Annotated in this window: 23 protein-coding genes; 9 read left to right on the forward strand and 14 right to left on the reverse strand. The window is 66.5% G+C overall.

Annotation, left to right across the window (positions count from 1 at the left end):
• Window positions 1-1141, forward strand: a 1141-nt coding sequence (locus tag GTP90_RS22030) for a response regulator (RefSeq protein ID WP_161085546.1), incomplete at its 5' end; no start/stop codon positions are given.
• Window positions 1138-2076: a diguanylate cyclase domain-containing protein gene (locus GTP90_RS22035; RefSeq protein WP_161085547.1), complete on the forward strand. Its 939-nt coding sequence runs from the start codon at window positions 1138-1140 to the stop codon at window positions 2074-2076. The genes GTP90_RS22030 and GTP90_RS22035, both read left to right, overlap by 4 nt.
• 7 nt (window positions 2077-2083) lie before the next feature.
• Here the strand turns inward: GTP90_RS22035 and GTP90_RS22040 are convergent, their stop codons facing one another.
• From GTP90_RS22040 to GTP90_RS22055, 4 genes are all read right to left on the reverse strand, one after another.
• Window positions 2084-2536: a MaoC family dehydratase gene (locus GTP90_RS22040; protein ID WP_161085548.1), complete on the reverse strand. Its 453-nt coding sequence runs from the start codon at window positions 2534-2536 to the stop codon at window positions 2084-2086.
• Window positions 2536-3675 (reverse strand): acyl-CoA dehydrogenase family protein, encoded by a 1140-nt coding sequence (locus GTP90_RS22045; protein WP_161085549.1) that lies wholly within the window; start codon window positions 3673-3675, stop codon window positions 2536-2538. Before GTP90_RS22045 ends, GTP90_RS22040 begins: the two co-directional genes overlap by 1 nt.
• A gap of 9 nt (window positions 3676-3684) precedes the next feature.
• Window positions 3685-4875 carry an acyl-CoA dehydrogenase family protein gene (locus GTP90_RS22050; RefSeq protein WP_161085550.1) on the reverse strand — a complete coding sequence of 397 codons (1191 nt, stop codon included), beginning with the start codon at window positions 4873-4875 and terminating at the stop codon, window positions 3685-3687.
• Between the two features lie 118 nt (window positions 4876-4993).
• Window positions 4994-5446 carry a winged helix-turn-helix transcriptional regulator gene (locus tag GTP90_RS22055; protein ID WP_161085551.1) on the reverse strand — a complete coding sequence of 151 codons (453 nt, stop codon included), beginning with the start codon at window positions 5444-5446 and terminating at the stop codon, window positions 4994-4996.
• Window positions 5447-5542: 96 nt separating this feature from the next.
• Between GTP90_RS22055 and GTP90_RS22060 the strand changes: the two genes are divergently transcribed.
• The gene (locus GTP90_RS22060) at window positions 5543-6730 is read left to right on the forward strand and encodes an MFS transporter (protein ID WP_161085552.1); all 1188 of its coding nucleotides are present in this window, start codon (window positions 5543-5545) and stop codon (window positions 6728-6730) included.
• Here the strand turns inward: GTP90_RS22060 and GTP90_RS22065 are convergent.
• The 5 genes from GTP90_RS22065 to GTP90_RS22085 form a co-directional block, all read right to left on the reverse strand.
• Window positions 6727-7662: a hypothetical protein gene (locus GTP90_RS22065; protein WP_161085553.1), complete on the reverse strand. Its 936-nt coding sequence runs from the start codon at window positions 7660-7662 to the stop codon at window positions 6727-6729. The two genes, GTP90_RS22060 and GTP90_RS22065, sit on opposite strands and share 4 nt — an antisense overlap.
• A 35-nt stretch (window positions 7663-7697) precedes the next feature.
• Complete coding sequence (locus GTP90_RS22070; RefSeq protein ID WP_161085554.1) at window positions 7698-8300, reverse strand: AFG2-interacting ribosome maturation factor family protein; 603 nt, start codon at window positions 8298-8300, stop codon at window positions 7698-7700.
• Window positions 8301-8412: 112 nt separating this feature from the next.
• Window positions 8413-10227: a glycoside hydrolase family 16 protein gene (locus tag GTP90_RS22075; RefSeq protein ID WP_161085555.1), complete on the reverse strand. Its 1815-nt coding sequence runs from the start codon at window positions 10225-10227 to the stop codon at window positions 8413-8415.
• Window positions 10228-10441: 214 nt separating this feature from the next.
• Entirely contained in the window at window positions 10442-11170 is a 729-nt protein-coding gene (locus GTP90_RS22080; RefSeq protein ID WP_161085556.1) for an SDR family NAD(P)-dependent oxidoreductase, read from the reverse strand.
• Complete coding sequence (locus tag GTP90_RS22085) at window positions 11167-12228, reverse strand: patatin-like phospholipase domain-containing protein (RefSeq protein WP_161085557.1); 1062 nt, start codon at window positions 12226-12228, stop codon at window positions 11167-11169. The genes GTP90_RS22080 and GTP90_RS22085 overlap by 4 nt, the downstream gene beginning before the upstream one ends.
• An 89-nt stretch (window positions 12229-12317) precedes the next feature.
• Here GTP90_RS22085 and GTP90_RS22090 point away from each other — a divergent pair, with 89 nt between their 5' ends.
• Window positions 12318-13496: a phosphatase PAP2 family protein gene (locus tag GTP90_RS22090; protein ID WP_161085558.1), complete on the forward strand. Its 1179-nt coding sequence runs from the start codon at window positions 12318-12320 to the stop codon at window positions 13494-13496.
• Entirely contained in the window at window positions 13493-14104 is a 612-nt protein-coding gene (locus tag GTP90_RS22095) for a CDP-alcohol phosphatidyltransferase family protein (RefSeq protein ID WP_161085559.1), read from the forward strand. Before GTP90_RS22090 ends, GTP90_RS22095 begins: the two co-directional genes overlap by 4 nt.
• Here the strand turns inward: GTP90_RS22095 and GTP90_RS22100 are convergent.
• The 4 genes from GTP90_RS22100 to GTP90_RS22115 all read right to left on the reverse strand — a co-directional run bounded on the left by GTP90_RS22100 (window position 14055) and on the right by GTP90_RS22115 (window position 21402).
• A complete protein-coding gene (locus GTP90_RS22100; protein ID WP_161085560.1) occupies window positions 14055-15848 on the reverse strand; it encodes a bifunctional alpha/beta hydrolase/class I SAM-dependent methyltransferase in 1794 nt (597 codons plus the stop codon). The genes GTP90_RS22095 and GTP90_RS22100 overlap by 50 nt on opposite strands.
• A gap of 1 nt (window position 15849) precedes the next feature.
• Window positions 15850-16734, reverse strand: a complete 885-nt coding sequence (locus GTP90_RS22105) for a phosphatidate cytidylyltransferase (RefSeq protein ID WP_161085561.1) — start codon at window positions 16732-16734, stop codon at window positions 15850-15852.
• A gap of 53 nt (window positions 16735-16787) precedes the next feature.
• On the reverse strand, window positions 16788-18932 hold the full coding sequence (locus GTP90_RS22110) for a gluconolaconase (RefSeq protein ID WP_371875108.1): 2145 nt from the start codon (window positions 18930-18932) through the stop codon (window positions 16788-16790).
• A gap of 211 nt (window positions 18933-19143) precedes the next feature.
• Window positions 19144-21402 carry a carboxy terminal-processing peptidase gene (locus GTP90_RS22115; RefSeq protein ID WP_161085562.1) on the reverse strand — a complete coding sequence of 753 codons (2259 nt, stop codon included), beginning with the start codon at window positions 21400-21402 and terminating at the stop codon, window positions 19144-19146.
• A gap of 340 nt (window positions 21403-21742) precedes the next feature.
• Here GTP90_RS22115 and GTP90_RS22120 point away from each other — a divergent pair, with 340 nt between their 5' ends.
• The 4 genes from GTP90_RS22120 to GTP90_RS22135 all read left to right on the forward strand — a co-directional run bounded on the left by GTP90_RS22120 (window position 21743) and on the right by GTP90_RS22135 (window position 25262).
• Window positions 21743-23746: a methyl-accepting chemotaxis protein gene (locus tag GTP90_RS22120; RefSeq protein WP_254451991.1), complete on the forward strand. Its 2004-nt coding sequence runs from the start codon at window positions 21743-21745 to the stop codon at window positions 23744-23746.
• Between the two features lie 36 nt (window positions 23747-23782).
• Window positions 23783-24145 carry a DUF2946 domain-containing protein gene (locus tag GTP90_RS22125; RefSeq protein WP_161085563.1) on the forward strand — a complete coding sequence of 121 codons (363 nt, stop codon included), beginning with the start codon at window positions 23783-23785 and terminating at the stop codon, window positions 24143-24145.
• A gap of 80 nt (window positions 24146-24225) precedes the next feature.
• On the forward strand, window positions 24226-24837 hold the full coding sequence (locus GTP90_RS22130; RefSeq protein ID WP_161085564.1) for an SCO family protein: 612 nt from the start codon (window positions 24226-24228) through the stop codon (window positions 24835-24837).
• Entirely contained in the window at window positions 24834-25262 is a 429-nt protein-coding gene (locus GTP90_RS22135; RefSeq protein WP_161085565.1) for a copper chaperone PCu(A)C, read from the forward strand. Before GTP90_RS22130 ends, GTP90_RS22135 begins: the two co-directional genes overlap by 4 nt.
• Before the next feature lie 16 nt (window positions 25263-25278).
• Here the strand turns inward: GTP90_RS22135 and GTP90_RS22140 are convergent, their stop codons facing one another.
• Window positions 25279-25830 carry a hypothetical protein gene (locus tag GTP90_RS22140; RefSeq protein ID WP_161085566.1) on the reverse strand — a complete coding sequence of 184 codons (552 nt, stop codon included), beginning with the start codon at window positions 25828-25830 and terminating at the stop codon, window positions 25279-25281.
• Window positions 25831-25885 lie beyond the last annotated feature (55 nt).

The following is a 25885-nucleotide window of genomic DNA, read 5'->3' on the forward strand; positions in this document are numbered from 1 at the left end:
GGCCGGCGTGCTGTCCAAGCCGGTGCTGCCGGCGCGCCTGCTGGCGCGGGTGGCCGGCCTGTTCAGCGGCGGTCCCGGCACGGCGCCGTCCGCCCCGCACGGCCAGCTGGACGGACAGTTGAACGGCATGCGCATCCTGCTGGTCGAGGACAACGAGATCAACCAGGAGGTGGCGCAACTGATGCTGCTGCACGCCGGCGCCACGGTCGAGACGGTGGCCAACGGCCAGCTGGCGGTCGACCTGTTGCGCGCCGACCCGCAGCGTTGCGACCTGGTGCTGATGGATGTGCAGATGCCGGTCCTCAACGGCTACGACGCCACGGCCGCGATCCGCGCCGCCGGCGGCCCGCTGGCGCGCCTGCCCATCGTTGCCATGACCGCCAACGTGATGCAGGACGACCGCCGCCGCGCCGACCAGGCCGGCATGAACGCCCACGTGGCCAAGCCGATCGACGTGGCGGAAATGATCGCCGTGCTGACCCGGCTGGCGCCGCGCCCGGCGGCGGCCCCCGCCCCGTCCCCCTCCACCGCACAGGTGGCCGCACCGGCCAGCCTGCTTGCGCTGGCCGGAGTCGACACAAAGGCCGCGCTAGCCCGGCTGGGCGGCAACAGCGACGCCCTGGTGGCGCTGTTCAAGCGCTTCGACCAGACGCAGGGCGGCACCGTGACCGAGGTCCGGGCGCAACTGGCGGCCGGCCAGCGCCCCCAGGCAGCGCAAAGCCTGCACCGCCTGCGCGGCGTGGCCGCCAACCTCGGCGCGACGCAGGTTGCCGGCCTGACCGCCGAAGCCGAAGCCATCCTGCACCGCGACCACCCCGACCCGGCCGCGCTCGATGCCGCGCTGACTGCGCTGGACCGGGCCCTGCAACGCCTGGCCGCCGACGCCCGCCAGTTGCCAGTCTCGACAAACTCGCTTCCCCAAGGCAACCCGATCGCGCACGACTTGCCGCAAAAGCTGGCGGAGTTACATAGTTTGCTTCAGAATAACAACTTGAAAGCCATGGACGTGCTGCGCCAGCTGCGCCCGGCGCTGGAGCACGCCAGCGGATGGAGGGCGCTGGCGGAGGCGGTCGAGACGCTCGATTTCACCGCGGCGCAAGCCATCGTGGCGGATATGTTGTATCGAAAGGATAGTGCATGAGTTGGACCGACCTGGCCAGGAACGGACGGATACTCGTGGTTGACGACGCCATGGAAAACATCCAGATCCTGCACCACGCGCTGCGCGACGAGCACGAGGTGCTGTTCGCGCTGAGCGGTGAAAAGGCGCTCGAGCTGGCGCTGGAACAGCAGCCGGACCTGATCCTGCTGGACGCCGTCATGCCCGGCATGGACGGTTACGCGGTGTGCGCCGCGCTGCGCAACTCGCCCCGGCTGCAGGACATTCCGGTCATCTTCGTCACCGCGCTCAACCAGCCGGAGGACGAGACCCGCGCGCTGGAAGCCGGCGCGGTCGACTTCATCAGCAAGCCGTTCAACGTGGCCGTGGTGCGCGCGCGCGTGCGCAGCCAGCTGACCATCAAGCGCCAGGCCGACGCCATGCGGGAACTGAGCATGACCGACGGCCTGACCGGCGTGGCCAACCGCCGCAGCTTCAACGACGCCCTCGACGCCGAATGGCGGCGCTGCGCGCGCGCCGGCCTGCCGCTGTCGGTGATCATGATCGACATCGACCACTTCAAGCTCTACAACGATCACTACGGCCACCAGGCCGGCGACCTGTGCCTGCAGCAGGTGAGCCTGGCGATGGCGCGCTGCGCCTCGCGGCCGCAGGACCTGCTGGCCCGCTACGGCGGCGAGGAATTCATCCTGCTGCTGCCGCAGGAGCCGGCGCCGGGCGCCGAGGTGGTGGCGCGCCGCATCCTGGAAGAAGTGCGCGCCCTGGCCATCCCGCACGCGGCCGCGCCGACCGTGCCGTACGTGTCGGTCAGCCTGGGCGTGTGCACGGCGCTGCCGCCGCTCGACAGCGTCGACAGCAACGCCCTGGTCCGCATGGCCGACAGCCAGCTGTACCGCGCCAAGCAGGACGGCCGCAACCGCTACTACCAGGCCGAGATCGGCGGCAGCGCGGCCTGACGCGCACTCAGTAGCGCCGCATCACGAACTCGGCGACGCACACCGGCTTGTCGCCGCCCTCCCGCTCGATCACCACGCCCCACAGGATTTGCGCGCCGCCGGCGATGTCGTCGATGGCGACAATGGCCAGCCGCGCCCGCACCCGGCTGCCGACCGGCACCGGGGCCGGAAAGCGCACCTTGTTCAGGCCGTAGTTCAGGCCCATCGTCATGTCCACCATGTGCAGCGCGTTCACCAGCAGCGCCGGCAGCAGCGCCAGCGTCAGGAAGCCGTGCGCCACCGTCGCGCCGTACGGCGACTCGCGCGCGGCCCGCTCGGCGTCGGTGTGGATCCACTGGTGGTCGCCGGTGGCGTCGGCGAACAGGTCGATGCGGGCCTGGGTGATCTCCACCCAGTCCGACACCGCCACCTCGTTGCCGATCTCGGCCTTCATGGCCGCCAGGTTGGCGAAGCTGCGCATCAGCTGTGCTGCTGGAAGCCGCGCTGGGCGATGAACCGCTCCAGGTGGTGGTCGACGTCGCCCAGGGTCAGCTCGATCATGGCCATGCGCTTGAAGTGGTGCGCGGCCGGCAGCTCGTCGGTCACGCCCATGCCGCCGTGCAGCTGCACCGCCTGCTGGCCGATGAACTTGGACGCCTGCCCCACCCGCACCTTGGCCGCCGACACCACGCGCCGGCGCTCCTCGGCGTCGCCGCAGGACATGCGGGCCGCGGCCAGCATCGCCATCGAGCGGGCCTGCTCCAGGTGGATGTACATGTCGGCCATGCGGTGCTGCAGCGCCTGGAAGCCGCCGATCGGCGCGCCGAACTGCTTGCGCGTCTTCAGGTAGTCCAGCGTGGCGGCGAACAGCGCGTCCATCGCGCCCACCGCCTCCGCGCACAGCAGGCTGGCGCCGTAGTCGGCCGCCTCGTCGAGCATGTCCCAGCCGCCGCCCAGCTTGCCCAGCAGCGCCGAGGCCGGCACCGCCACATGGCTGAACTGCACGGTGGCGGCGTGCTGGCCGTCGATGGTGCGGTAGTCGCGCACGGTCACGCCCGGCGTGTGGGCCGGCACCACGAACAGGCTGATGCCGTTGGTGTCGCGCTGGGCGCCGGCGCTGCGGGCCGACACGATCAGCGCGCCGGCCTGGGCGCCGTGGATCACCACGGTCTTGGTGCCGTCGATGCGGTAGCCCTCGCCGTTGATGCTGGCGATGGTCTTGACGTCCGACAGCTCATGGCGCGCATGCTTCTCGCCCAGCGCGCAGGCCAGCTTCAGTTCGCCGCTGGCCACTTCCTCCAGCAGGCGGTGCTGGTTGCCGGCCAGCTTGAGGAACTGCGCGCCCCACACGGTGGCGAAATACGGCTCGACCACCAGGCCGCGGCCGATCTCCTGCATCACCACCCACAGGTCGACCGCGCTGCCGTTGAAGCCGCCCTGCTCCTCGGGCACCGGCAGCGCCGTCATGCCCAGCTCCACCAGCGTGTTCCAGGCCACGTCCGAGACGCCGCTGTGCGAGTGGACGATGCGATGGCGCACGTCGAAGCCGTAGTCCTTGTCGATCCAGCGGCGCAGGGCGTCGGCGAACTGCTGCTGTTCTTCTTTCAAATTAAAATCCATCGCTGCCCCTCACAGTCCCAGGATCATCTGGGTGATGATGTTTTTCTGAATCTCGTTTGAGCCGCCGTAGATCGACGTCTTGCGGAAATTGAAGTAGTAGCCGGCCAGCGGCGCGGCGGCGTCGTCGCCGGTCACCGCGTGGTCGGCCTTGCCTTCGAGGTAGTCGGTGTCGAACGGCAGCGCGTCCGGGCCCAGCGCCTCGACCATCAGTTCGGTGAGCAGTTGCTGGATCTCCGAGCCGCGCACCTTCAGCAGCGAGGCCTCCGGGCCGGGCGCGTGCGACTCGCGCGTGATCACGCGCAGCACCGTGGTCTCCAGCGCCATCAGTTCGATCTCCAGGCTGGCCACCTTGGCCGCGTAGACCGGATCCTGCAGCAGCGGCTTGCCGTGCTTGTAGTGTTCGGAGGCGATCTTCTTCAGGAACAGCAGCTCGCGCTTGGAACGGCCCACGGCCGCGATGCCGGTGCGCTCGTGGCCCAGCAGGTACTTGGCGTAGGTCCAGCCCTTGTTCTCCTTGCCGATCAGGTTCTGCACCGGCACCTTGACGTTGTCGAAGAAGACCTCGTTCACCTCGTGGTCCTCATCCAGCATGATGATGGGGCGCACGGTGATGCCCGGCGTCTTCATGTCGATCAACAGGAAGGAGATGCCCTCCTGCTTGCGCACGGTGGTGTCGGTGCGGACCAGGCAGAAGATCATGTCGGCGTGCTGGGCCAGCGTGGTCCAGGTCTTCTGGCCGTTGACGATGTAATGGTCGCCGACGCGTTCGGCGGTGGTCTTGAGCGAGGCCAGGTCGGAGCCCGAGCCCGGTTCGGAGTAACCCTGGCACCACCAATCCTCGCAGCTGAGGATGCGCGGCAGATAGTGGGCCTTCTGCGCCTCGTTACCGAAGGCCATGATGACCGGCGCCACCATGTTGACGCCGAACGGCAGGATCGGCGGCGTGCCGGCGCGGGCGCACTCTTCTTCCCAGATATGGCGCTGTGTGGCGCTCCAGCCCGGACCGCCGTGCTCGACCGGCCAGGCCGGCGCGGCCCAGCCCTGCTTCGCGACGATCTGATGCCAGCGCACATAATCCTGGCGGCTCAGGCGCAGATGGTTGCGGACCTTCTTCTGCAGATCGCCCGGCAGGTTAGCGTCGAGGAAAGCGCGCGCCGCGTCGCGGAACGCCAGATCCGCCGCCGTGTAGTTCAAATCCATGCTGTCTCCGTATTCTTATGACCACGCCCGAAAAAAGCACGATCGTTCAAGAAATTGTACCCGATATCCCGCCACGCATTGTGGCATTTTTAAAGGGCGACAGAATGGCGAGGTTTGTTCACTTGTCGGTGATTTTCTTCACCCGGGCACCAGCCGGCTTGAGCACATGGCCGGCATGATCGCGTGGCAACATGACAGCCACCGGCTTGCCTGTTTCGCTCTCGATCAACAGCGAATGGGGCTCCCCCTTGCCGAACAGCTGGCGCTCGCCCCACTGGCGCAGCGCCACCACCACCGGGAACAGCGCTTCGCCTTTGGTCGTGAGCACGTATTCCTGATAAGACGTGCCGTCTGAAGCAGGCTGGACGGCGAAGATGCCCTCCCCGACCAGCGCAGCCAGGCGATCCGACAGGATGTTGCGCGCCATGCCGAGGTTGCGCTGGAAATCGCTGAAACGGCGCAGGCCGTCGAAGGCGTCGCGCACCAGCAACATGGACCAGCGGTCGCCCACCAAGTCCAGCGAGCGCGCCACCGGACAGGGATCGTCCTGCATCGTCTTACGTTTTGCCATGCCTGTGCCTCCCGATTAATTGGTTGCATTTTAAAACCGGATTACCTACAATTCAACTGGTTTTGTTTTGAAACCAGTCTAAGGATGGATATGCCCATGCGCCGTTCCCTGGTGGCGCTGTTTGCCTGCGCCAGCGGGCTCAGTGTCGCCAATGTCTATTACGCCCAGCCGCTGCTCGACGCGCTGGCCGCCGATTTCGCCATTCGCCCGGCGGCGGTCGGCGGCGTGATCACCGCGACCCAGGCGGGCAGCGTGCTGGCCTTGCTGCTGCTGGTGCCGTTGGGCGACCGCATCGACCGGCGGCGCCTGATGCTCGCTCAGCTGCTGGTCCTGGCGGCGGCGCTGGTGGGCGTCGCTTGCGCGCGCGACGCTACGGCCATGATGGCGGGCATGCTGGCGATCGGCTTGCTCGGCACCGCCATGACGCAGGGTCTGGTCGCCTACGCGGCGGCGGCGTCCGCGGCGTCCGAACGTGGCCGCGTGGTCGGCGCCGCGCAAGCCGGCGTGGTGGCCGGGCTGCTGCTGGCGCGCGCGCTGGCCGGCTGGGTTGCCGACATGGCCGGTTGGCGCGCGGTCTACGGCGGTTCGGCGCTGGCGATGCTCGCCCTGTCCGCCCTGCTGTGGCTCAGCTTGCCGCGGCTGGCGACGCCAGACCAGGCAAAGGCGCAACTGCCCTACCTCTCGCTGATCGGCTCGATGTTTGCCTTGCTGTGCAGCGACCGCGTGCTGCAAGTGCGCGGCGTGATCGCCTTGCTGATGTTTGCCGCATTCGGCATCCTGTGGAGCGCGCTGGTGCTGCCGCTGGCGGCGCCGCCGCACAACTACTCGCACACGGCCATCGGCGCTTTCGGCTTGGTGGGCTGCACCGGCACGCTGGCCGCCGCGCGCGCCGGGCGATGGGCCGATCGAGGCTGGGGCCAGCGTACCAGCGCCGCCGCGCTGCTGTTGATGTTGCTGGCCTGGCTGCCGTTGTGGCTGGGTGCGCAAGGCAGCGGACCGCTGTCGCTGGCGGCGCTGGTGGCCGGCATCCTTGCGCTGGACCTGGGTGTGCAGGCGCTGCAAGTGACCAACCAGCAGATGATCTTCAGCGGCGGCACGGCTACGCACAGCCGCTTGGTCGCTTGCTACATGCTGTTCTACGCGGTCGGCAGCGGCGGCGGAGCGATCGCCGCGACGTCGGTCTATGCGCTGGCGGGATGGAGCGGCGTGTGCCTGCTGGGCGGCGCGGTCAGCCTGGCGGCCCTGCTGTTCTGGGCCGCCAGTTTGCCACGTCCAGCTTACTAGTCTATGTACGCGATGTCCTTGGTAAAGGTCGTATAGAATTTCGGATCGTTGATCTTCCTGCTCAACCAGTAATAGAAATCGATGTCCTCGCGCGTGCGGTTGTAGGGATGAAGGCCGGTTCCGAACTTGTCCTCATAGGACACTTCAAAAACAATATCGCCATCATCAACAATCCGGATATGGGAACACTTGCCGTCATCGGTGATCTCAATCCTGGTCCGCTCAAGGTGGGGATGATACTGGCCGTCCTTAAATACCAGCAACGGGCCGTCGGGCGTGGCCAGCAGGGCCAGGTAGTGCAGCCCAGGCGCGCTTTTTTCGATCTCGAACAAGCCGAACGCCACGTCGTCTTCCGCCACGGCGTCGGCCGGGACGATGTCCCCTGTCCTCGAAACCAGGTCCATCTTCAGTAAATTGGCAGCACCATCAAATTGGCTCACCGCGACAAATTTTCCCGACATTCTTGCAACCTTCCTGGGAGTATTTAGCGCAGCCGACAACCTGCGCTCTGCCCTGGCGACCGCGCTCGGATTCGCTTCCGTCAAAATAACCTGCCTGAGGAAGTCAACCATCGCAGGATTCACCGGAGTGCGGCCTATCGAATCGACAACCAGCGGTTTCAGATTGCTGATATAGCCGGAATAGTCCTCAATCATGTGGCGTTGGTAGAGTAGATCACCTGAATATTTGACCATCTGCTCCTGAAGCATGTAGACGCTCTCGTAGCCGTTGCCTCGCAACTTCTGTTCTTCGTCCCTGGCAGCGATCAACGCTTTCTCGGCATCCAGAAAAAATAGCCATTCAGCGGAAAACGGAAGTTCGGTCGTCAACAAATCGAACACCCTCGCTTTCTCATCCGCATCCAGTCCCTCGAAAACGTCGCGGCTATAACCGTCGGCCTTGACGCTGCCGGTGGCCTGGTACTGCTCCATGAATCTCTCAAATGTCATAGTGGCACCAAGGCTAACTAAAAATCAGAAATGCCAACGATCTTGGCCCCGCTCAGCCCTTGAAATAGCGCCACGATCGATTTGTGGCACACAATAAAAGCATCGAGCGTCCCGCCCAATTTGAATAGCAGGCGTTGCTGCAGCGGCGTATCGTCCAGTATTTTTGAATTGAGGCGATAGCTATGGACGCTATGCAGCGTAAAGCCACCAAGCTCTATGACCGTGTCTGAACAATCAGATAGCTCACGATCCCAACAATCAAACCGGTCGGGGAAGGCCAAGAACCAATAGTCCTCGTACCGCTGACCATCATCCGTATAAATTATAGGGTGCATAAAGAAGCCGGGGATATTCATGTCGGCCAACGTATTCCGCATTGCCGTCTTCACTACCAAGCTGGTGCCGTCGAACAAAATCTCGGGTGGGACCTTTACAGGATCAACCCCGGTTTTTATTTGGTACGCTCTTGCGCCGTTAAAAAATACAAACGGCGACAGGTCATCAGATGGGATTTCAAACGAGTAGTGTCGCTCTACTGTGGCTTCATCAGGCGTCAGCGAAGGAAAACCCTCGGCCTCGGCTTTTTGCAGAAAAAAATAGTCGTTGTCGTAGTTATGCATTTCCATCTGGCTGGCTGTAGAGTCGAGCGCAAATTCTACCCTTCGCACGGAAGGCGTGCCGCAAATGATAACGGCCGCCTTTGAGAGGCGGCCGTCCGGGGAGCATTGCGGACTACTTCATCGTGTAGCTTTGCTGCGCGGTGTCGACGGCGTAGTTATGGGCGGTGTCCCAGTAGGTGAAGCTGTAGTTCACCACGTCGCCGATCTTCAGGCCGCTGGCGGTGTAGCTGTTGGTGCCAGAGTTCTGCGTCATCCGCACGTTCAGCTGGCCGCCGCCGTTGACGGTGTAGTGCACGTCCGCCCAGCTGCTGGTGTTGAGCGAGAACTTTAGCATCGTCGCGCTGGTTTGCTGTGCGGCCGGCGTTGGGGTCGGCGTGGGAGTTGGCGTCGGAGTCGGCGTGGGCGTTGGGGTGGGTGTCGGCGTTGGAGTCGGCGTGGGTGTCGGCGTCGGCGTGCCGGTGTCCCAGACGATATCGTCAATCGCCATCTGGAACGCGGAACCCGGCAACGCGGCGCTGTCGCTGGCGATCTGGAACAGGTCCAGCATCGACTGCAAGGCGATCTTGCTGCCCGCCAGGTCGGCCACCGGGATGGTCGCCGTGCCCCAGTCGCCATTGCGCACCAGGCCGTACGTGGTGGCGTTCGCGGGGAACTTGACCGCGTTCTGGTTGGTGTACGTGTCCTGCACGCCCACCGTGAAGGCGACGTTGGCCGGTATCTTGATCTTCAACTTCATGGTGCCGTTGCGGAAGTTGCTCATGTCCCGCGCCTGGCGCGATTCGACGCTGCCGCCGAACCACTGCCCCGGCGTGTTGAAGCTCCACGCCATCACATTGCTGCCCTCATACGGCGGCAGGTTGCCCTGCGTGACCGAGGCGTTGTTCCACACGAAGATGTCGGAGCTGGTGCCGGCCACCAGCTTGTTGTTGACCACCGTGTTGTCGGTGAAGACGCCGAACTTGCCAACCTCCGCCGTGCCCTGGCTGCCCAGCTGGACCGAGCCCTTGCCGTCCAGCTGGTACACGCGCACGTAGTCCACGTACATGGTGCCCGGCAGCGGCGCGGTCACCTGCCCCGGCGTGGCGGCGTCGGTGAAGTTGCCGCCGACGGCCAGGTTGAACAGCAGGTAGAACGGCGCCTGCAGCGCGGTCGAGTTGACCGGCAGCGGGTTGTCGTACAGGTCGTGCTCGACGCCGTTGTCCACCACGGTGAAGCGCATCTGCGTGTCGGTCCAGTACAGGCGGTAGATCACGAAGCGGTTGGCCAGCGACTGGCTCGGCGTGTACCAGTTCTTGGTCTGCCACGCGGTGGAGGCGGCGCAGCTTTCGTTGCCCGGCACGCAGGCGGCTTGCTGCCAGGTGATGACGTTGGAGCCGACGAAGTTGTCGATCGCCGGCGTCGGCGTGCCGGCCGCCGCGCGGCTGCTGGCCTTGTGGCCCATTTCGACGATGTCCATCTCGCCGTTGCGCGGCCACGCCTGCGGGCTCACGCCCAGCATCCACGCTGCCGGCCACAGGCCGATGCCCAGCTGCGGCGTGGCCATGCGGATTTCGACCATGCCGTACTGCACCTGCACCTTGCCGAAGGAGCCGATCTTCCCGGAGGTGAAGACGTTGCTGCCCACCGTCTGGTTTTGCGCCTTGAGCGCCAGCGCCCGCGTGTTCGGCTCGAACGGGACGTTGACGATGGAGACGTTGTTGGGGCTGTAGTACTCCAGTTCCTGGTTGCCGTAGCCGCACAGGTTGATCTGGCAGCCGTTGCCGTCCACCGCCGTCCACAACGAGGTGTTGAGCGCGGCGCCGTTGAACTCCTCGGACCACAACAGCGGCCCGATCACGGGACTGGTGACGCTGGCGAATACTTGCGGGCCGTACGCCGACAGAATGCCAGCCGCCACGGCGGACAAAACGAATTTCTGTTTTTTCACAATGCATGTCTCCTCGTATCCAAACTTCCACATTCGAACCGGACGGGCGTCCGGTCCGCGCTATTCCGCTTGTGGTCAGGGAGCATGGGACGATGCGCGGTCCGCTTGCCCGAAAGCTGTCGCCAAACGAAATTGGAAACGATTCCAATTTCGTCTTAAAAATATATTCTGATTAATATTTTTTGTCAACGAAGACAGGCAAGCGTGCGCGGGGTTACTTTTTACGGAGGCGTTGGAGGAAGGCCGGAAGGCAGTTGAAGATGCCGACCAGCGCATGCATCTGCCACGGGAAGACGCAGCGCTCGTCGCGCCGTTCGATGGCGGCGGCGATGCGCCGCACCGCTTCCTGCTCGGACCTGAGGAAGGGTTTGCCGCTGGCGTCGCCGTTGTTCAATTCACGCAGGCGGGCCGTGTCGACGTAGCCGGGCACGATCACGGTGACGCCGATGCCGAACGGCGCCAGCGCCTTGCGGTAGGCGTCGCAGATGGCGATGGCGGCGCGCTTGCTGGCACTGTACAGCGAACCGCCGGGATAGTCCCGCTGCAGGCCGGCGATCGACGCCACCGCGACCAGCTGCCCTCGCCCGCGCGCCATCATCGCTTCGGCGGCGGCGCTGAAGGCGTGATCGAGGCCGCCCACGTTCACGCGCAGTACCGGCAAGGTGCTGGCGGGATCGCGGGCGATGGCGGCGGCGTCGGTGTACTGGCCGGCGGTGACGATCAGCAGGTCCAGGTCCGCGAACGCGGCCACGGTGCGCGCGACGGCGGCGCGGTCGGCGATGTCGCAGGCGTGTACGCTGATGCGCTCCTCCGCCAGCAGCGGCGAGCCTTCCAGCTTGCCGGGATGCCGCCCGCAGATGGCGACGCGCGCGCCCTGCCGCCAGTAGTGCCGCGCCAGTCCCAGGCCGATGCCGCTGGTGCCGCCGATGATCATCACGTTCATGCTGTTGCCTTGTTATGTCGGGTTGCGTTGCGCATCGCGGGCTGGCGGCCTTGCTCGGCCAGCGCGCAGGCTTCCCGTGCACGCCGATAGCCATACTGCCATTGGGTTTCCACGTCGGCCACGTAGCGTTCGTAGGTGGCCGGCGCCACCAGCTGCACGCGGTTGGCGCGCCAGGCGATGCGCTTCTGGATGCCGGTGCCGCGCAAGGCCTGGCTAACGTCGGAGGTGTCGATCCATACGTCGGCGGGCTGGCCGTGTACGTGGCGCAGGCGCGCATTGGCGTCGATGCCGAACACCGCGCGCAGGGCGGGAACGGCCGTCTGCTGGTCGTAGGACTGCTTCATTTCCATGCTGACGTGGCGCGCGAGGCAGCGCGCCAGCTCGATCGGGAACAGGTCGATGGCGCCGCCGGTATAGTCCGCGCCACCAGCGGATTGGCAGCGAAAGTAGACCATGTCCGCAATCGAGATGCGTGCCGCGTCGGCCAACGGCATTGTCGTGTCGATCGCCAGGTCGTGGGCGACGGCGTCGGTCCAGCCATCGCGGCCGATGGCGGATGGCTGGCCGGCCGCCAGCGCGGCGATGCGCTCATCGCCAAACAGCGTGACGCGATAAATGGCGCGGCCTTGCCGCAACTGGCCCGCTTCATCGGGGCCGAACAGCAGCCTGCCGCCGATAATGGCCAACGCGGGTTCGGGCGTCGGCGCCGGCTCGGGCGGCAACGGCAGCGCCGGAGGGATCTCGAACAGGTAGTCGTTGAACAGATCGGGAATGCGCGCGGCCCGCGCGCCGTTCATCCGCCGCAGCGCGATGCCGGCCAGTGCGCGCAGCGGCGTTGCGCGTGGGCCGGACCGCAGGCCCCGAAAAAAGTCATACATCTGCGGCGACGCCAGCCACGCCTTGCGCGCCGCGCTGTCGGGCAGGTTGCGGATGATGGCGCCGGCCACCGCGCCGCCGCACGTGGCCAACAGCAGGTCCGGCTCCTGGCCCGCATCGACGGCCGCCGCGTGCATGCCGAGGTAGTAGCCGAAGCGGAAGCCGCCTCCGGCCAGCACCATGCATCGTTCGTATCGTGAGTCTCGCGCAGCGTCGGTCATGCGTGACATAATGCCTCAATTACATCGTTATCAACAAGGACAGTCCGACAATGAACCGGCCCGGCATGCCGCAGCGCCTCATCCAGCTAGCGCTCAACGGCGCGCTGTTCGGCATCTGCTACCCGCTGGCCAACCACCTGGCGCAGCGGCGGCCGGACATCGGCGACGTCGCGATGGCGTGGGAAGCCGGGCTGCCCTTCCTGCCGTGGATGGTGCTGCCGTACATGACGTCCGGCCTGTTCTTCGTGCTGAGCTTTCTGCTGGTGCGCGACCGCGCCGGCCTGTCCGCGCTGAGCCGCCGCACCGCGTTCGCCACCATCGCCGCCTGCCTGGTCTTCTCCGCGTGGCCGCTGCGCTTCTCCCTGCCCCGCCCCGCCGTCGACGCCGCGCTGCCCGCCTGGCTGTTCGCGCAACTGGCCGCGATGGACCAGCCCTACAACCAGCTGCCGTCGCTGCACGTGGCCTACTGCCTGATCTTCTGGGCCGCGCTGCGCACCGCCACCACATCGGCGATCCTGCGCGCCGCACTGGCCGCGTGGCTGATGCTGGTCGCGACCAGCACCGTGTTCACCTACCAGCACCACGCGCTCGACGTGGCCGGCGGCGCCGCGCTGGGCGCGCTGGCGCTGTACCTGCTTCCGGCCGATGGCGATGTACGCAAACCAGTGGCGTTCTGCTACACCATGCTGGCGGGACTGGCGGTGCTGGCCTGGTTCGCGCTCGGCGGCCCGTGGTGGCTGTACCTGGCGGCCAGCCTGCTGCTGGTGGCGCGCGCCTACCACCGCCGCCATGCCGCCTTCCTCCACAAGCACGACGGCCGCTATCCGCTGTGGATCTGGCTGATGTACGCGCCCTACCTTTGCGGCTACCTGCTCACATGGCAGCTGGTGCGCTGGCGCGAGCGCCACCGCCCGCCCTTCGTGCGCCACAGCGAAAGCCTGTGGGTGGGCCGCCGCCTGACCGACGCCGAAGCGGCGCAACTGCCGGCCGATTGCGCCGTCATCGACTTGTCCAACGAATTGAGCGAGACGCGCACGCTGCGCAATCGCAGCTATCATCACTTCCCGCTGCTCGACCTGCATGCGCCGGATGCGCAATCGGCCCGCCCTATCCTGGCCGCCATCCGCGCGCATGCGGCACAAGGCCGCGCCATTTACCTGCACTGCGCCATGGGCTATCGGCGCAGCCGCCAAATCGCCCAACTCTACCTGGAGCACTACCCGCAATGAGCTTTTCGATCTACCAGTTGAAACCGCAATTCCAGCAACTGCTGCAGCCGTTGATGCGCGCGCTGGTGCGCTGCCGCGTCACGCCCAACCAGATCACATTGACGACCATGTTGCTGTCGGTGGCCTACGGCACCGCGCTCGCAGCGCAACCGCAACGCGCAGGCCTGTGGGCCGGCCTCGCCGCGTTCCTGCTGCTGCGCATGGCCCTCAACGCCATTGACGGCATGCTGGCCAACGCCACCGGCCAGAAGACGCGCCTCGGCACGCTGCTCAACGAAATCTGCGACCAGGTGTCCGACGTGGCGCTGTACCTGCCCTTCATGCTGGCGCTGCACGCGCCATTGGTGGTGCTGGCCGTGGCGGCCGCGCTGCTGGCCGAATTCGCCGGCGTGCTGGCGCTCAGCGTGGGCGTGGCGCGCCGCTTCGACGGCCCGATGGGCAAGAGCGACCGCGCCTTCTGGTTCGGCCTTCTAGGCCTGCTGATCGCCTACGGCGCGGCCCCGCTGCTGATGAACGGCATCCTGGCGCTGGTGATCGCCTTGTCGGCGTGGACCGTCGTCAATCGCCTGCGGCAGGCGCTGCGAGCTTCCGCGCCAGCGACACCGTAAAGATCCCTTCGAGTCCGATGCGGGTGGCGACCTTGCGGCAGCCCGCATGCGCCACCAGGCCATCCATCTCCGCCTGCGGGCGCGGACGCATCTGCCACGGCTTGCCCTGGTGGCTGGTCAAGGTCAGCGCGATCATGTCCAGCTGCGGGTGCCACGGCTGGCCGGTGTAGATCAAATGGCCGCCGGCGCGCAGCACGCTGACGATGCCCTGCAACGACGCCGCCACCGGCGCGTTCTCGCTGAACAGCTCATACAGGCCGGAGACGATGACGATGTCGTACTCGCCCTCCTCCGCGCGGTAGCTGGCGGCGCTGAAGGCGTCGCGCAGCTGGTAGTCGATCTTGGCCCGCAGTTGCAGCTGGTCCGCCAGCACGCGCGCCTCGTCGAGGTTATGCTGCGTGAAGTCGCGCAGCGTCACTTCGATCTCGCGGTCCTGGAAGCGCTTGATGGTCTCCAGCACGTAGCGCCCCGAACCTGCCGCCACGTCGAGGATGCGCAGCGGCGCGTCGCCCCGGTGCGCGGCGATGCGTTCGCCCAGCATCTGCTGCAGCTGGCGCTTGCGCAGGCGGATGCCGCGCCAGCCCACCGCGTCCAGATAGCCGCGATCCATCATGCCGCCGAACAGGAAGCGGCCGCCGGCCTGGTTGCGGTAGACGTAATCGAGCGAGGCGCCGGAATCGAAGCCGTGCCGCAGGCCGATCTTCATGCCGTTGCTGACGGGTCCCATCATCCCCAGCATCACCCGCTGCATGCCGAACCACGCCTTGGCCACCGGGCCGCAGCTCTGCCCCGCCTGCAGCGCCGCGTACTGGCGGGCGCTGTGGCTGTCGCGGTCCGCGCTCAGGTAGTGCGATGGCGCCAGCGGCGCGCGCTCGAAGCACTGTTCGATGAACTCGCGGCTGGCCTCCAGCGCCACACTGATGTCCTGCTCGTAGAACAGCGCGTGGAAGGCGTCCGGCAGATGCACGTAGCGCTTCAGCGGCGACGACAGGCGCTGGTAGAAATCCTGCTGCGGGCCTTCCTTGACCACGTAATCCTTGCCGGCGCTGAGCATCAACACCGGCGTATCGATGGCGGCTGCGTCCTGCACGATGCGTTTGGCGGTATCGGCCAGGCCAAGCAGCACGCAGGCGGAGATGGCCTTGGCGATCAGCGGGTCGGCGGCATAGGCGGCCGCCTCCTGCGCCGAATGGGTCAGCATGCCGGGGCGGATGTAGCTGGTCACGAACAGCTCAGGCTTGAAGCGGCGGGCGAAACGCAACGCCGGCTTGGCCAGCGGCACATACAGGTTGATGTCGAAAGCGGCGGCGGCCATGATGACGCCGCGCACGCGCGGTGCGTAATCGTGCAGCCAGGTGGCGGCGATCACCGCGCCGACGCTGTTGGCCACCACCAGGATGTTCTCCGGCGCGAAGCCGTAGGTGGCGGCGATGTGGGCGATGAAGGTGTCGAAGTCCTCGACCAGCGCCTCGAAGCTGGGCGCGTCGCCACGTTCGCCGGGCGAGTAGCCGTGGCCGCGCGCGTCCCAGGCGAAGGCCCAGTCCTGCGTGCAGCCGAACTGCTCGACCAGCGGCTGGATGCGGCCCGAGTGTTCATGGCCGCGATGCAGGAACACCAGCGCGCGCCGCGGTCCATCCTGGCGCGGCGACTGCGGCTGCCAGGCGCGGTAGAACAGGCGCACGCCGTCGTTGCAGTCGAAGCCGGATTCGGTGGTGCGCCATGCCAGTGAGCGTTCAACTTTCATTTTAATGTCCCAGGAAATGAGTGATGAGGAAGTACAGCAGCGGCGCAGTCACCACCAGGCTGTCGACCCGGTCGAGGATGCCGCCGTGGCCGGGAATGAGCTGCGAAAAATCCTTGACGCCCAGCGCCCGCTTGGCGGCCGAGAACATCAGGTCGCCGCAGAAGCCGCCCAGCGACAGCAGCAGCGCGCATATCGCCAGTTGCGCGGCGCCGGCCAGGTGCAGGTAGCGGCCCAGCGTCAGCGACAATGCGGTGGTCACCGCCACGCCGCCCAGCAGGCCCTGCCAGGTCTTGTTCGGACTGATGCCGGGGGCGATGCGGTGGCGGCCGAAGATGGTGCCGCTGATGAACTGGGCGACGTCGTTGAGCGCGGTCAGCACGTACAGGTAGAACAGCCATGCCAGCCGCGCATGCGCGTCCAGCGACAGGCTGTCGTACAGCGGAAGGAAGCGGCAGCTGTAGCACAGCACCAGCCATAGCAGCCATGCCAGCGCGGCGGCGCCGCGCTGGCGGAGGTAGATCGCCGCCGTCAGCGCGATGGCCGGCGGCAGCGCGGCCAAGGCCACCGGCGCCGGCAGGAACAGCGCCGTGCCGAACACGATGGCGGCCGGCACCACGAAGCCGCGTCCGGCGAATGGCGCCAGCTCGCGCAAGGCCAGGAGGCCGATCAGCATCGCCAGCAGCGTGGCGCCGAGCGGATGCAGCAGCAGGCTGACGGTCACCACCGGGAAGATCCACCACCAGGCGTTGACCTGGTCGCGCAGCTGGCTGTGCGGCCGCGCGCGCAGCTTGACGCCCACGCCCAGCGACGCCATGCCCAGCATCAGGTACAGCATGCCGAGCGCGGTCAGGATCTCGGTGCCCAGCAGGGAAAACAGCAATTGCATAAATGCCTCAATTATTTTTGTGGCAATTGTATAGCGTTTTCCCTGCGGGCGGCTCAGTCTACGGTGATCAGGACGTCGCGCCCCTTGGTGGCGGCGTTGCCCGCATAGTCCTCGGCCGTGATGCGCAGCGTGTAGTTGCCGGGGCCGAGGGCGCCGACTTTCCAGCCGCCCGGCGTCAGCTTGCCGTGGATGAGCGTGTTGTTGATGGCGTAGGAGAAGCGCGTCTCCGCCGCGCCGTGCACGGTGATGCCGCTGGTGGCCGAGTAGGCCAGCTTGACGGCGTCGCGGTTGCGCGGCAGGCGGTCGTAGAGTTGCGTGATCAGCGGCTGCTCCATCCCGGGGATGATCTCGCCGTCCGCGTTCAGCAGCTGGTAGCCCAGCTTATAAAGGCCGAGGCGGCGGCGCGCCTGGTTGCCGTTCATCTGGTCGAACGCGTCGACGATGATCTGCACTTCGCCCAGGCTGCGCGGCACCATCAGGCGGCCGTCGACCTTGTCCTTGAGCGGCTTGCCGCTGCTGTCGGCCAGCGTGATGCCCTGGATCTGCGGGGCGATGGTGTCTTCCAGGTCCACGAACGGCAGCGACAATGGATTGAGCGCGTCGCCATTGGGCAGGTAGTCCAGGTGCACATGGGCCATGCGGTTGACGGTGCCCAGCGTTTCGCCCACCACGAAGCGGGTGCCGCGCTTGACGCGCACCGCAGACGGCACGCCCTTCTCGTCCTTCAGTACCTGGAAACGCGGGTCGAGCGGCTTGTCGTTGGCGCCGCGCCCCACGCGCATGTGGATGTAGCGCATGCCGTCCAGCGCCAGCCCCTCCGACAGCTCGCCGTAGTCCCAGCTGGCGAGCGGGTTGCTGACCTTGCCCGAGGTGACGGCCAGCACCGGCGTGCCGATCGCGGCCTGCACATCGAGGCCGGCGTGGAAATGGTCGCGGCTCTCGCCGTCGAAATTGCCGCGCACCTCGCCCATCAGGCCGACCACTTCGTGCGGCTTGTCCTGGGGCTTGACCGGCCACGGCATCGTGGCGCCATGCGCCGGGATGCCGGACAAGGGCTCGTCGGGCGCTCCCTCCTCGCCGTCCCGCGCCGGCGCCACGCGATGCACGCGGAAGGTGGCGCTGTCGGCCACGTACAGCGAGCCGTCGCGCGCCAGCGCCAGGCCGCGCGGCGCGTAGAAGCGCACGCCGCCGTCGGCGCCATAGCCCGGCTGGGCCGGATGGTCGACATCTTCCAGCGCCAGCACCTCGCCGGCCGGCGTGATCTGCGCCAGGCGGCCGTGGGCGTTGCTGGTCACGTAGAGGAAGCCGTCCGCCGTGCGCGCCAGCCCGATCGGCGACTCCAGCGGCGGCGAGCGGTCGCCGTCCTTGGCCTGGGCGACGGTGCTCACGCTGCCGTCCTTGCCCAGCTTGCGGATGGCGTGGTTGCCGGTGTCGGCGATGTACAGCTCGCCGGCGGCGCCAAGCGCCAGGCCGGTCGGGCCGTTGAACAGCGCCTGCGCCCCAGGACCGTCCACATCGCCCGCGCGGCCGCCGCCGGCCACGGTGGTGACGTCGCCGTTGGGCGCGATGCGGCGGATGCGGTCGTTGTAGGTGTCGGCCACGTAGACCACGCCGGCCGCGTCCACCGCGACGCCGACCGGGCCGTTGAACTGAGCCGCCGCGCCGCGGCCATCCTTGTCGCCCGCCAGGCCGTCGCCGGCCAGCGTGCTGACCGTGCCGTCGGGCGTGATCTTGCGGATGGCGTTGTTGCCGGTGTCGGCCACGTACAGGTTGCCGGCGGCGTCGATCGCCAGGCCGGACGGCGTATTGAACGCGGCCGCCTTGCCCGCCCCTTCCGCATAGCCCTCGACCGCGCCGGCCAGCGTGGTGGTGGTGCCGTCCGGGGCGATCTTGCGGATGCGGTTGTTGTCGCCGCCGTCGGCCACGTAGACGTTGCCGGCGGCGTCCACCGCCACGCCGAACGGGTCGGCGAAGCGCGTGCTGCGGCCGTGGCCGTTGTTGGCGCCCGGCATGCCGTCGCCGGCGATGCTGGTCACGCGCGCGCGCCAGTGCGGCTGCGTCCCTTGCGGGGCGGCCTGCCGGGCCGGGCCTGCTTCTGGATGCGATGGATGCGTCAGGAGGTAGGCCGCTCCGCCCCCACCCAAGGCGCCGCCCACGGCCAGGGCGACGGCAATTAACTTGAATTGGCTGGGAGTCACGTTGCAGGAGCCTAAACGTTGATTTAAAGAAAATATTTTACCTGATCTAACGCGCCTGGGCAAAAAAAAAGCCCGCTAAGTTAGCGGGCTAAATCTATTTCCTTGGAGGAGATAGAGGAGACAGGTGAATGATGCTGCATCGCGGCATATAGGTCCAATTTATATTGGCAATAGCAGAGATATTCAACGTGAATATCTCTGCATGCTCCCCTTATTTGCCGATGTCCGCCGCGTACGGCAGCACGCGCGAGGCCATGCGGGTGTCGGTTTTCAACAGGCCCACCTCGTCGGCCAGGATGTGGACCGCTTCATTCAGCAGCACATCCTTGGCGGCCTTGGCGGCCTTTTCCGCGTCCAGCTCGGCCGTCAGCGAGCGCTCGTCGCCCTGCAGGCCGTCGTCGGTGCGCAGCGCGCCCTTGACCGCCGCCACTTTCGGCGATGGCGCGGGCTTGCCGTTGGCCGGCTTGGCCGAGATCGCCTTGTTCAGCGCGTCCTTCGGATCGGGGATCAGCACCGGATCATCCGCGCCCAGCGTGGTCGACAGCAGGCGCGCCTCGCGCAGCTTGGCGCGCGCCTCCTGGGCGTCGCGCTCCTTGCGGCGCACCGCCTCGTTGAGCGAGATCAGGTTGTCCTTGCGCTGCTTCTTGACCAGCGCGATATCCTCGGCCAGGTACTGGAAGTCCTTGTCCTTGGCCACGCGCGCCTCGTGCTTCTTGTCCAGCAGCGGCAGGATTTCCTTGAGCTCGCCGGCCGGGATGTAGACCGCCGGCTTGATCGAGGTCCACGGCAAGGCGTTGTCGTAGCTCGATTCGCCGAAGGTGTCCGAATCGCCCATGGTCGGCAGCTTGATGTCGGGCGTGACGCCGCGCAGCTGCGTGGTGCCGCCGTTGATGCGGAAGAACTGCGCGATGGTCATCTTCAGCTCGCCGTAGTGGACCTGGGCGTTCTGCGAGAAGCGGTCCAGGCCGAAGATGGTCTGCACCGTGCCCTTGCCGAAGCTCGGCTCGCCGATGATGACGCCACGGCCGTAATCCTGGATCGCGGCCGCGAAGATCTCGGAGGCCGAGGCCGAGCCACGGTTGATCAGCACGCCCAGCGGACCGTCCCAGGCCATGCCGGGGTTGGTGTCGCTTTCGACTTCGATCTTGTTGTCGCTGTTACGCTGCTGCACCACCGGGCCCTTGTCGATGAACAGGCCGGTCAGCTGCACCGCCTCGGCCAGCGAACCGCCGCCGTTGTTGCGCAGGTCGATCAGCACGTTGTCGACCTTTTCCTTCTTCAGCTCGCCCAGCAGGCGGGCCACGTCGCGGGTCGCGCTCTTGTAGTCCTTGTCGCCCTTGCGGCTGGCCTCGAAGTCCTGGTAGAACGTCGGCAGCGAGATCACGCCGATGCGGCGCTTGGCCGTGCCGTCCTTGACTTCCAGGATGGACTTCTTGGCCGACTGCTCCTCCATGCTGATCTTCTTGCGCACCAGCGACACCTGGGTGTGCTTGCCGTCGACGCCGGCGTCGACCGGCAGGATGTCGAGCCGCACGGTGGAATCCTTCGGCCCGCGGATCAGCGCGACCACGTCGTCGATGCGCCAGCCCAGCACTTCGGTCATCGGCGAATTGTCGTCCTTGGCCACGCCGAGGATCTTGTCGCCCACCTTGATCTTGCCCGACAAGCCGGCCGGGCTGCCCGGCACCACTTCGCGCACCACCGTGTATTCGTCGCGGGTCTGCAGCACGCAGCCGATGCCCTCGAGCGACAGGCGCATGGCGATGTCGAAGTTTTCCGACGCGCGCGGGCCCAGGTAGTTGGTGTGCGGCTCGATCGACATGGCGTAGGCGTTCATGAAGATCTGGAACACGTCCTCGTTGGTCAGCTTGCGCGAGCGGCTGATGTAGTTCTCGTAGCGCTTGTCGAGCGTCTCGCGGATGCCCTTGTCGTCCTTGCCGGCCAGCTTGAGGCGCAGCCAGTCGTTCTTGACGCGCTTGCGCCACAGCTCCTTCATTTCAGCGTCGGTCTTGACCCAGTCGGCCTTCTCGCGGTCGTACTGGTAGCTGTCGTCGAGGCTGAAGTCGGGCTTGGTCTTGAGCAGCTCGCGCGCGTAGGCGATGCGCTCGTTGAAGCGCTGCTGGTACAGGTTGTAGATGGCGAACGGCACGCTGAGGTTCTCGCCGTTGATGGCGTCGTCCAGGCGGGTGCGCACGATGGCGTACTGGTCGAGGTCGGCCTGGGTGAAGAACAGTTTTTCCGAATCCAGCGATTTAAAATAGCGGTCGAAGATCTTTTCCGACATGGCGTCGTCCAGCGGCATGGACTTGTAATGCAGTTTGGTCAGCACCCGCGAGGCCCACACGGCCGCCTGGGCCTGGCCCGGCTGGGGTTTGAGTGCGGTCTCCGCCGCGGCTTTTTCCGGCACGGCGGCGCCGGCCTGCGCCGACAGCGCCGCTAATATGGCCACCAACAGCATTTGCTTCTTCATCGGCTTACTCCGAAACGTAGTGTTATCAATATCGTCCTGCGCAGCGCTCCTGCCTGCCATTCCATTCTACAGGATAGCACCTGGCACAGGCGCTGGGAGTTTGCAGTGTCCCCGCGCAAGCTTAAGCCGGCCTGAAATACCCTGGCGACATGTATGTTGCTATGCAGCAAAACTGTGCTATCATGCCGGTCTGTTGTTTTTTGACGGCCCGCCAAGCACCACTCCGGCAGCGCCGATACGCCTCGACCCGTGGGGCGTCCTGATGTCCTCACGCAGTCGCTCCGCTGGAGCATGCTCGCCTTCGAGCCCTCAATCCGCAGTACCCTGAACTGATAAATACATGCAAACCTTTACTATGAACGTCCGCAACTGGGGCGTTGGCACCAAGATTTCCGTTTTCACTTTCGGCCTGATCGCCGTCGTCCTGGCCATGCTGCTCAGCCTGATCAACATGAGCACGTCGGCCATGCTGACCGAGCGCGCCAAGGCCAACGTCGCCAATACCTTGGGCGGCATCGCCAACACGGTCGAGGTTTTCAACACCGCCATGACCAATGAGGCGTCGAGCTTTGCCCGCCTGTTCGCGGCCGGCTTCGGCGAGGGCAAGTTCACGCTGGACACCGGCGCCACGGTCGACATCGGCGGCAAGCCCACGCCCACGCTCAAGCACAATGGCCGCGCGCTGAACCTGGACTTCACCATCCCCGACAAGTTCACCACCGACACCGGCGTGGTCGCCACCATCTTCGCCGCCAACGGCGACGAGTTCGTGCGCGTGAGCACCTCGCTGAAGAAGGAGAACGGCGAGCGCGCGGTCGGCACCCAGCTCGACCACGCCCACCCGAGCTACGCGCCGCTGCGCGCCGGCGGCAGCTACATCGGCCTGGCCACCCTGTTCGGCAAGCAGTACATCACGCAATACGATCCCATCAAGGACGAGCGCGGCCAGGTCATCGGCGTGCTGTTCATCGGCCTGGACATCTCCAAGAACATGGCCATGCTGAAGGAGAAGATCAAGGCCATCAAGATCGGCGAGACCGGCTACATCTACGTGCTCAACGCGGCGCCCGGCAAGGCGCAAGGCACGGCGCTGGTGCATCCGGCCAAGGAAGGCGAGAACCTGATCGACAGCCAGAGCAGCGACGGCCGCCCCTTCATCAAGGACATGCTGACGCAGCAGAAAGGCGCGATGACCTACAGCTGGGCCGACAGCGCCGGCGCCGCGCCGCGCGACAAGATGGTCGAGTTCCACACCTTCAAGCCGTGGAACTGGCTGATCGTCGGCGGCACCTACACCGAGGAGATCACCCACGAAGCGGGCCAGCTGCGCAACCGCTACGCCTTGCTGGGCCTGGTGTCGCTGGCGCTGTTCGCGGTGGTGCTGTTCCTGCTGGTGCGCGCCAACGTCACCCGCCCGCTGGCCCGCGCCGAAGCGGCCGCCGCCCGCATCGCCCAGGGCGACCTGGATGTGCAGCTGGCCATCGACAACAAGGACGAGATCGGCCGCGTGCTGCGCGCCCTGAACGGCATCAGCAAGAACCTGTCGGGCGTGGTCGGCCAGGTGCGCCTGGGCGCCGAACAGATCGCCACCGCCTCCAACGAGATCGCCGCCGGCAACCTCGACCTGTCGTCGCGCACCGAAGAGCAGGCCTCCAGCCTGGAGGAAACCGCCGCCTCGATGGAGCAGCTCAGCAGCGCCGTCAAGCAGAACGCCGACAACGCCGCCCAGGCCAACCAGATGGCGCTGGCCGCCTCCAGCATCGCCGCCAAGGGTGGCGACGTGGTGGCGCAGGTGGTCGACACCATGGGCTCGATCAACCAGTCGTCGCGCAAGATCGTCGACATCATCTCGGTCATCGACGGCATCGCCTTCCAGACCAACATCCTGGCGCTGAACGCCGCCGTGGAAGCGGCGCGCGCCGGTGAGCAGGGCCGCGGCTTCGCGGTGGTGGCGTCGGAAGTGCGCAACCTGGCGCAGCGCTCGGCCATGGCGGCCAAGGAAATCAAGGCGCTGATCGACGACTCGGTCGGCAAGGTCGAAACCGGCAGCCAGCAGGTGGCGCGGGCCGGCACGACGATGCAGGAAGTGGTGGTCAGCGTGCGCCGCGTGACCGACATCATGGCCGAGATCAGCAGCGCCAGCGAAGAGCAGCGCGCCGGCATCGGCCAGGTGCACGAGGCGATCGCGCAGATGGACCAGGTCACGCAGCAGAACGCCGCGCTGGTCGAACAAGCGGCGGCCGCGGCCCACGCGCTGCAGGACCAGGCATCCGACCTGGAGCAGGTGGTGCGCATCTTCAAGCTGGGCGATGCCCAGGCCGCGCCCCGTCTCGCGCTGAGGTAAGCAGCGCCGGCGCCGGCTTTGTCTTATAATTCCGGCATGGGCAAATTTCTGAAGCACCGGCGCGGCTACAGCCTGATCGTCTGCATGGCGATCTTGCTGAACCTGTTCGCCCCGGCGATCGGCCACGCGATGGCCACGCTGGCGGGCGGTCCGCTGGCGCTGGAAATTTGCAGCGCCGCGCCGGCCAAGCCGGCGCCGGGCGATCCGGCCACGCACGCGATCAAGCATTGCGCACTGTGCGCCACCCACGCCGACACCTACGCGCCGCCGCCCGCGCCGTCGTCCGCACTGACCGTGCTGCGCGGCCACGACGCCTATCCGGCGCTGCACTACCAATCCCCCACCCCGCTGTTCAACTGGTCCAGCGCGCAGCCGCGCGGACCGCCCACGCTGTCCTGATGTCCCGTTAAATCCGCATGCCACCGCGCCGCACCGGCGACGGCTGGCCCGCGCCTGTTCAACGAATCACAGGATTAATCATGCAACGCCGTACCCTACTCACCGCGCTGGCCGCAGCGGCCGCACTGCCGCTGGCGGCACATGCCGCGCCGTATACCGGCATCGACATCACCGGCAGCAGCATCGGTCCGGACTTCCGCCTGTTCTACGGCGACGGCAAGCCCGCCTCGCTGCAGGACTTCAAAGGCAAATACGTGCTGCTGTTCTTCGGCTTCACGCAATGCCCGGACGTCTGCCCGACCGCCCTGTCGCGCGCCGTCGAAATCAAGAAACTGCTGGGCGCCGATGGCAACAAGATGCAAGTGCTGTTCGTCACCGTCGATCCCGAGCGCGACACCGCCGCGCTGCTGGCCGAATACATGCGCGCCTTCGACCCGGGCTTCATCGGCCTGCGCGGCGACGCAGCACAGACCGCCAAGGCCGCCAAGGACTTCAAGATCTTCTACAGCAAAGTCCCCAGCGGCAGCTCGTACACGATGGACCACACGGCCATCACCTACGTGTTCGACGCCACCGGCAAGATACGCCTGGCCTTCAAGCACGAGCAAACCGCCCAGCAATGCGCAGCCGATCTGCGCCAACTGATGCAACCTAAAAAAGCAACCAGCTTCCTGAAAGGACTCTTCTCATGAAACGCATGATCTACCTGATGCTCCTCGCCGCCCTGCCCGCGTTCGCGCAGGTGACCGTCAGCGAGGCCTGGGTGCGCGGCACCGTGGCCGCGCAAAAAGCCACCGGCGCCTTCATGACGCTGACCTCCGCGCAGGACAGCCGCCTGGTCGGCGCCAGTTCGCCGGCGGCCGGCGTGGTCGAGGTACACGAAATGAAGATGGTCGGCGACGTCATGCGCATGCGCCAGATCGACGGCCTGGCGCTGCCGGCCGGCCAGCCGGTCCAGCTGTCGCCGGGCGGCTACCACCTGATGATGATGCAGCTGAAGCAGCCGCTGTCCAACGGCGAGAAGATCCCGCTGACGCTGGAGTTTGAAGACGCGCACAAGGTCCGCAGCAAGGTCGTGGTGGACGCCGTGGTCAAGCCGCTGAACGCGGCGCACTAGGCGCGCATGGTGGCCGTCACAGCGATTGCAGCAGCGGCCACCAGTAACGCAGCGACCACCACAGCAGGCCGGCGATCAGCAGGTAAGGCCAGGACCGCAGCGAAATTTTCCAATCGACCGTCGACGGCCAGCAGGCCAGGAACTGCGGCGCCACGGCGAACGCCAGCGCCAGGTCTATCCACTGGAAGTGCAGGCCGGCGCGCGTGCGCCACCACGCCACCACCAGCGGCAACAATACCACCACAAACGGCGCCAGCGCGGACGGCGCGGCGTTGTACCAGCGCACCCGCGTCAGCCTGACCGAGCCCAGCTCCCAGCCGTGCCCCACCCGGCGCGGAATCACGGTGAAGGCCGCCGGCCGCGCACAGGTCAGCATGCCGGCGACGAAATGCGCCAGCTCATGGCACACGGTGCCGGCCACGGTGAACAGGAAAAAGATGGGATGCCGCGCCGACAAGGCGCGGATCAGCAGCGCCAGCACGATGGACGGCGCCAGGTACAGCAAGATGTCGCGATGCTGGCAAAACCACGCCGGCGCGAGCGTACTACATTCAAACAGGCTGCTCATGGCCGCATCCTCGCACGGGGGCGGGAGCGCGTCAATTGTCCCGATTAAAGTTGTA

It is taken from the genome of Duganella vulcania, assembly GCF_009857655.1.
GTDB lineage: Bacteria > Pseudomonadota > Gammaproteobacteria > Burkholderiales > Burkholderiaceae_D > Rugamonas > Rugamonas vulcania.

Bases quoted from the DNA above. Each gene is read 5' to 3' on its own strand.
- GTP90_RS22035 (WP_161085547.1), top strand. From the start codon at position 1,138: ATGAGTTGGACCGACCTGGCCAGGAACGGACGGATACTCGTGGTTGAC.
- GTP90_RS22040 (WP_161085548.1), bottom strand. From the start codon at position 2,536: ATGCGCAGCTTCGCCAACCTGGCGGCCATGAAGGCCGAGATCGGCAAC.
- GTP90_RS22045 (WP_161085549.1), bottom strand. From the start codon at position 3,675: ATGGATTTTAATTTGAAAGAAGAACAGCAGCAGTTCGCCGACGCCCTG.
- GTP90_RS22050 (WP_161085550.1), bottom strand. From the start codon at position 4,875: ATGGATTTGAACTACACGGCGGCGGATCTGGCGTTCCGCGACGCGGCG.
- GTP90_RS22055 (WP_161085551.1), bottom strand. From the start codon at position 5,446: ATGGCAAAACGTAAGACGATGCAGGACGATCCCTGTCCGGTGGCGCGC.
- GTP90_RS22060 (WP_161085552.1), top strand. From the start codon at position 5,543: ATGCGCCGTTCCCTGGTGGCGCTGTTTGCCTGCGCCAGCGGGCTCAGT.
- GTP90_RS22065 (WP_161085553.1), bottom strand. From the start codon at position 7,662: ATGGAGCAGTACCAGGCCACCGGCAGCGTCAAGGCCGACGGTTATAGC.
- GTP90_RS22070 (WP_161085554.1), bottom strand. From the start codon at position 8,300: ATGCATAACTACGACAACGACTATTTTTTTCTGCAAAAAGCCGAGGCC.
- GTP90_RS22080 (WP_161085556.1), bottom strand. From the start codon at position 11,170: ATGAACGTGATGATCATCGGCGGCACCAGCGGCATCGGCCTGGGACTG.
- GTP90_RS22085 (WP_161085557.1), bottom strand. From the start codon at position 12,228: ATGGTGCTGGCCGGAGGCGGCTTCCGCTTCGGCTACTACCTCGGCATG.
- GTP90_RS22090 (WP_161085558.1), top strand. From the start codon at position 12,318: ATGAACCGGCCCGGCATGCCGCAGCGCCTCATCCAGCTAGCGCTCAAC.
- GTP90_RS22095 (WP_161085559.1), top strand. From the start codon at position 13,493: ATGAGCTTTTCGATCTACCAGTTGAAACCGCAATTCCAGCAACTGCTG.
- GTP90_RS22100 (WP_161085560.1), bottom strand. From the start codon at position 15,848: ATGAAAGTTGAACGCTCACTGGCATGGCGCACCACCGAATCCGGCTTC.
- GTP90_RS22105 (WP_161085561.1), bottom strand. From the start codon at position 16,734: ATGCAATTGCTGTTTTCCCTGCTGGGCACCGAGATCCTGACCGCGCTC.
- GTP90_RS22115 (WP_161085562.1), bottom strand. From the start codon at position 21,402: ATGAAGAAGCAAATGCTGTTGGTGGCCATATTAGCGGCGCTGTCGGCG.
- GTP90_RS22120 (WP_254451991.1), top strand. From the start codon at position 21,743: ATGCAAACCTTTACTATGAACGTCCGCAACTGGGGCGTTGGCACCAAG.
- GTP90_RS22125 (WP_161085563.1), top strand. From the start codon at position 23,783: ATGGGCAAATTTCTGAAGCACCGGCGCGGCTACAGCCTGATCGTCTGC.
- GTP90_RS22130 (WP_161085564.1), top strand. From the start codon at position 24,226: ATGCAACGCCGTACCCTACTCACCGCGCTGGCCGCAGCGGCCGCACTG.
- GTP90_RS22135 (WP_161085565.1), top strand. From the start codon at position 24,834: ATGAAACGCATGATCTACCTGATGCTCCTCGCCGCCCTGCCCGCGTTC.
- GTP90_RS22140 (WP_161085566.1), bottom strand. From the start codon at position 25,830: ATGAGCAGCCTGTTTGAATGTAGTACGCTCGCGCCGGCGTGGTTTTGC.